Raw genomic sequence first — 4,976 nt, 5'->3', positions numbered from 1 at the left:
ACCGTACCGAACACACCTCCGGATCCCACCCGCGACGACGTGCCCGCGGTGCCGGACGCCAACCCGTTCGCGCCGCCGGCCCCCCCGGCCGCCCCGGCCGCCCCCGGCGGATGCCCTCGCGCACCCGCTGCCCAACGGAACGCCGAGGTCCCGCGGTTGAGGTCGTGTCCGACCGATCTGGCATCGATCTCCGCCCGGCCGCGCCTGCCCTCGCCCTCGACCCACTCGCGCACCCGGAGCCGGCCGCTCACCACCACCGGATCGCCCTTGGAGAGCGAGCCGATCAGATTCACCGCCAGCGCCCGCCAGGCCGTCACCGTCAGCCACTGCGTCTCGCCGTCCACCCAGCACTGGCGCTCGCGGTCGTACCGGCGCTCGGTGGACGCGAGCCGGAAGTTGGCCATCGGCACGCCACTGCACGTTTCGCCGTAGCTGACCTCCGTCGCGACATTGCCGATCACCGTCACCTGAGTCTCGTTCACGACGCACTCTCCGTTCTCGCCGATGCACCGTACGGAATCGACCGGTGCGGGACGAGAGTGCGCTTCACGGGAAATCCACGCCAGGAACTTCCGAAATCCTGTGGACAACTCGGCCTTGTGGAAAACTCTTGTCACTCGCAGGGGTGAATTTCGCCCTTCGGACCCCTGCCGGACCCCAACTCTTCGCGAACATGACAACAATCGGCGCCCTTCCCGGCCGCTCCCGCCCGCCGGGGAACGCGGACCGGCCGACGTCCGCCCACGTCATCCGACCGAAGGAAGCCGAATTGGGTCCCCCACCCGCGCCGCACGCGGTAGTTTCTCCGTGCCGAATCCATAACGGGTGAGGCGGCAGCCCCGTAACGACTGCACAACGTCCGGCGCGGAACACTGCCAGAACGCTGCACACACGGCGTTCACCTGCGATTATCGGACCGCTCCACCGGAGCCGACACACCAACGGCGGTGCGGTCGAACCCGGCCGAGGAACTGGACACCCTTATCCTGTCCCCGACAGGGCGAGGGCTTGCCAACCCCCACCCCCACCCCTCAGGCACGGGGCCGGACCCGGGCGCCCCAGGCGCCCGTCGCCCGATCCCGGCAACGGTCACGCCCACCCGGGCACCGTCCGTCCCGCCCCCATAGCTCAGCGGATAGAGCACCCGCCTTCTAAGCGGTAGGTCGCAGGTTCGAATCCTGCTGGGGGCACCACCTGCCAATTCGCGGGTCGCCGGCACGGCGGCAGGAAATCGCCCGCACACGCACCGCTCATAACCCGTGACAATGCGTGTCATGGCCACCGCGAGAAACTCACTCCGGCATTCGGCGCCACTTCGGACCAAACGCGCGACGTCCGCCGAACGACGGAAATCCGGCGAATCCACCCTCACCGCGTGAGTTCGGCACAAGTGCGGCCCGCGCCCGGCCGCGCCGAGCCCCACCGCCTCCTCCGACGGTTCAGGCCCCCGCCAGCCCCGCCAGGTGCGCGTCCAGGAGTGCGACCTGCCGCTCCGGCGGGAACTCCCCCGGCGCGAACAGCGCCTGCACCACCAGTCCCAGTACGAAGGCCTGCACGCCCGCCGCGAGCTCCCCGGCGTCCGCCGCGGCCGGGAGCTCCCCGAGCCGCTGCGCGTCCGCGACGTGGCCCGCCAGCGCCTCGCGCGAGCGCCCGTAGCGGCCCGCGTGGGCGGCGGCGAGCTCCGGGTCCGCCAGGGCGACGTCCCAGGAGCCGACCCAGATCCGGTTGCCGGCCACCGCGGCGTCGTCCAGCGGCAGGACGTCGAGCAGCGCGGCCCGCAGCCGGGCCAGCCCGGCGGGCGGCGGAGAGGTGCCGTCGGCCGGGGCGGTGCGCCGGGGCCGGGAGAGGGAGCGCCGGTCCAGCTCCTCCAGAGCGTGCCCCAGCAGGGCCCGCTTGTTAGGGAAGTAGTGCGTCAGCAGGCCGGTGGAGGCGCCCAGTTCGGCGGCCACCGCGCGCAGCGTCAGCCCTTCGAAGCCGCGGGTGGAGAGCACCCGCCAGACCCCCTCGGAGACTTCGAGGCGGCGGGCGTCATGGTCTCCACGGGCCGGTGTCATGGGGGCTATCGTACATACCAAACGTTTGTTATGAATGATGCTCCAGGCGGAACGCCCGTCCCGCGCACTCCCCGGAAAGGCCCCACCCTTGTTTGCCGTACCGCTCGCCGAGAACGCCGAACTGCGCCCGCTGGAGCCGTGGCAGGCCCCCGAGTTCCTCGCCCACATCGACCGCGCCCGGGCCCACACCGACCCGTGGATCCCGTGGGCCACCTTCTCCACCGACCTCGACTCGGCCCGCGCGACCCTCCAGCGCTACGCGGACAAGCAGGCCGCCGACGCCGGCCGGATCTACGGCATCTGGCGCGAGGGCACCCTCGTCGGCGGCGTGATGTTCGTCGGCTTCAGCACCCAGAGCGGCGTCTGCGAGATCGGCGCCTGGACCGAGCCGGCCGGCGAGGGCGGCGGCCTGATCACCGCCGCAGTCCGCCACCTGCTCGACCACGCCTTCACCACCCGGGGCCTGCACCGCGCCGAGTGGTGGTGCTCCGCCGTGAACGCCCGCAGCCGCGCCGTGGCCGAGCGGGTCGGCATGACGCTGGACGGCACCCTGCGCGAGTGGTACCCGCACAACGGCGTCCGCCACGACAAGCAGATCTGGGCGATCCTCGCGAGCGAGTGGAAGCCGCAGGCCTGAGGATCCCGGCCACGCGAAGAGCGGGCCGGCGGGCCGGCGCCTGCGGTACGTCCGGCGGTCACATCCCGGACACGCGAAGGGCGGGGCCCGGTGGACTCCCCTGTGATCCACCGGGCCCCGCCCTTCTGCACACGCGCCCCGCTCAGGCCGCCAGCACCGGCCGGGCCCCCGCGTCCGGCGCCTCGGCCGCCGCCTCCGCGGCCGGCGTCCGCAGCCTCAGCGCGAGCAGCAGCACCAGCCCCATCACCCCGGCCGCCGACAGGAAGACGACGTCGACGGCGTCCGTGAAGCTGCGCACCGCGTGGTCGCGGGCCGCCCCGGTCAGCACCCGGACCGCGCCCATCGACCGGCCGGGCTCACCCGCCGCGAAGATCCGGGCCAGCACGGTCCCGAAGAACGCGGCCCCGAGCGCGCTGCCGAGGGTCTGGAAAAACCGGACGCCGGTGGTCGCCACCCCGAGGTGGTGCGGCGGGACGGCCTCCTGCACCATCACAATCAGCTGCCCGATCAGCTGGCCGAACCCGGCGCCGAGCAGGGCGAGTTCGAGACCGACCGCCCACAGGCCGGTGTCCGGGCCGCTGAGCCCGAGCAGGGCCAGGGCGAGCGCCGCACAGCCGGAGCCGGCCAGCAGGAAGGTGCGCGGCGCGTGGCCGCGGGCGGTCAGCCGGCCGACCAGCAGTCCGATCGCGGTCATCCCGGCGGCCATCGGGATCAGGTAGAGGCTGGCCGAGGTCGGGGCGATCCCGCGGGCGATCTGCAGGTAGATCATCACGTACATGATCGCGCCCATCATGCCCATCCCGGCGAGGCCCTGGACGGCGAAGCCGATCCGCACGACCGGGATCCGGAACAGCGAGAGCGGCAGCACCGGTGCGGCGGCGGTGGCCTGGCGCCACACGAAGAGGCCGAGCGCGGCGAGGGTCGCGGCGGACGTCCCGAGGATCACCGGGGACGTCCAGGCGTAGTCCTTGCCGCCCCACTCGGTGACCAGCAGCAGCCCGGTGGCGAAGGCCGCCGCGAGGCCGGCGCCGAGGAAGTCCAGGCCCCGGCGGCCCGCGGCCGGCGGCAGCTTGATCACCAGGGCGGTGCCGGCCAGGACGAGCAGGCCGAGCGGCAGGTTCACGTAGAAGATCCAGCGCCAGCCCACCCCGTCGGTGAACAGCGCGCCGATCAGCGGGCCGATCGCCATGCCGAGGCCCGCGACGATGCCGCCCATCGCGCCGCCCTTGCCGGGACCGCGCTCGCCCGGGTCCTTGAGGTGGGCGATGACGACCATCGTGACGCTCATCAGCCCGCCGCCGCCGATGCCCTGGACGGCACGGAAGGCGATCAGCTGACCCATCGTCTGCGCCGCGCCGCAGGCCGCCGAGCCGAGCAGGAAGGTGCCGACCGCGCCGAGCAGCACGCGCTTGGCGCCGTACACGTCGCAGAGCTTGCCATAGAGCGGCAGGAGGGCGGTCGCGGCCAGGGCGAACGCGCTGACCAGCCAGGGCAGCCGGTCGACGCCGTGGACCGGGTCGAGGTCGCGGACGATCGGCACGGTGGCCGCGGACACGATGTTCGAGTCGAGGACGGCCAGCACGATCGTGACCAGGCAGAGCAGCATGCCCAGCTTGCGCTGAGCGGGTGTCATCAGGCTTTCGGGCGCCATCAGGCTTTCGGGCGCCATCGGGCTGTCGGATGCCATCGGTGAGTCCCCCCGTGGGCGGTCGAGTTCGGAGCCGGACCGGTGCGGCCCGGCGGCACGTCCATCACCATGACAGGCAACATGTACCGAGTCAATTCTTTAGCCGACTCGATTCTTCATCCGGGGCAAACATTCATCCGAGCTCATCTTTGATCCTGGTACAGTCGGACCATGGCGACCCATCAAGGCTTGGACCTCGGCCCCGACCGCGACCTCGACGCGCTCCCGCTGCGCGAGCGCAAGAAGATCCAGACCGGCATCCGGATCTTCCGCGCGGCCATCGGGCTGTTCGCCGAACGCGGCTTCGACCAGGTCTCGGTGGCCGAGATCGCGGCCGCCGCCGAGGTGTCCAAGATGACCGTCTTCAACTACTTCCCCACCAAGGAAGACCTGGTCATGGGCCCGATGGAGCAGCACCTCGACGAGCCGGCCCGGGTGGTGCGCGACCGCGCCCCGGGCGTCTCGGCGGTGGCCGCGCTGCGCGACCACTTCCTCGCCGCGCTGGAACGGCTCGACCCGGCCGCCGGCCTGAGCGACGACCGGGTCGTGCTCGACGTCGTCCGGCTGGTGCACAACACCCCGGCCCTCGCGACGCGCG

Annotated in this window: 5 protein-coding genes and 1 tRNA gene; 3 read left to right on the top strand and 3 right to left on the bottom strand. The window is 72.4% G+C overall.

Translation table 11 applies throughout. From position 1 onward, the window contains the following. A partial coding sequence (locus AB0O00_RS29475; RefSeq protein ID WP_363656881.1) for a single-stranded DNA-binding protein occupies positions 1-467 on the bottom strand: 467 nt, incomplete at its 3' end. Between the two features lie 650 nt (positions 468-1,117). On the opposite strand from AB0O00_RS29475, the gene AB0O00_RS29470 reads away from it, so the two are divergent. Continuing rightward, positions 1,118-1,193, top strand: a tRNA-Arg gene (locus AB0O00_RS29470). Between the two features lie 246 nt (positions 1,194-1,439). Here the strand turns inward: AB0O00_RS29470 and AB0O00_RS29465 are convergent. Next, complete coding sequence (locus AB0O00_RS29465) at positions 1,440-2,054, bottom strand: TetR/AcrR family transcriptional regulator (protein WP_363656879.1); 615 nt, start codon at positions 2,052-2,054, stop codon at positions 1,440-1,442. 88 nt (positions 2,055-2,142) lie between these two features. Here AB0O00_RS29465 and AB0O00_RS29460 point away from each other — a divergent pair, with 88 nt between their 5' ends. Continuing rightward, positions 2,143-2,691 (top strand): GNAT family protein, encoded by a 549-nt coding sequence (locus AB0O00_RS29460; RefSeq protein WP_363656877.1) that lies wholly within the window; start codon positions 2,143-2,145, stop codon positions 2,689-2,691. 142 nt (positions 2,692-2,833) lie between these two features. On the opposite strand, the gene AB0O00_RS29455 is transcribed toward AB0O00_RS29460, so the two are convergent. Beyond that, positions 2,834-4,324 carry an MFS transporter gene (locus AB0O00_RS29455; RefSeq protein ID WP_363656883.1) on the bottom strand — a complete coding sequence of 497 codons (1,491 nt, stop codon included), beginning with the start codon at positions 4,322-4,324 and terminating at the stop codon, positions 2,834-2,836. A 225-nt stretch (positions 4,325-4,549) separates the two neighbouring features. On the opposite strand from AB0O00_RS29455, the gene AB0O00_RS29450 reads away from it, so the two are divergent. Beyond that, the coding region (locus tag AB0O00_RS29450) for a TetR family transcriptional regulator (RefSeq protein WP_363656875.1) at positions 4,550-4,976 on the top strand (427 nt) is incomplete at its 3' end.

It is taken from the genome of Kitasatospora sp. NPDC093558, from assembly GCF_040683475.1.
GTDB lineage: Bacteria > Actinomycetota > Actinomycetes > Streptomycetales > Streptomycetaceae > Kitasatospora.
This window is presented reverse-complemented; position numbering and strand designations above follow the sequence as displayed.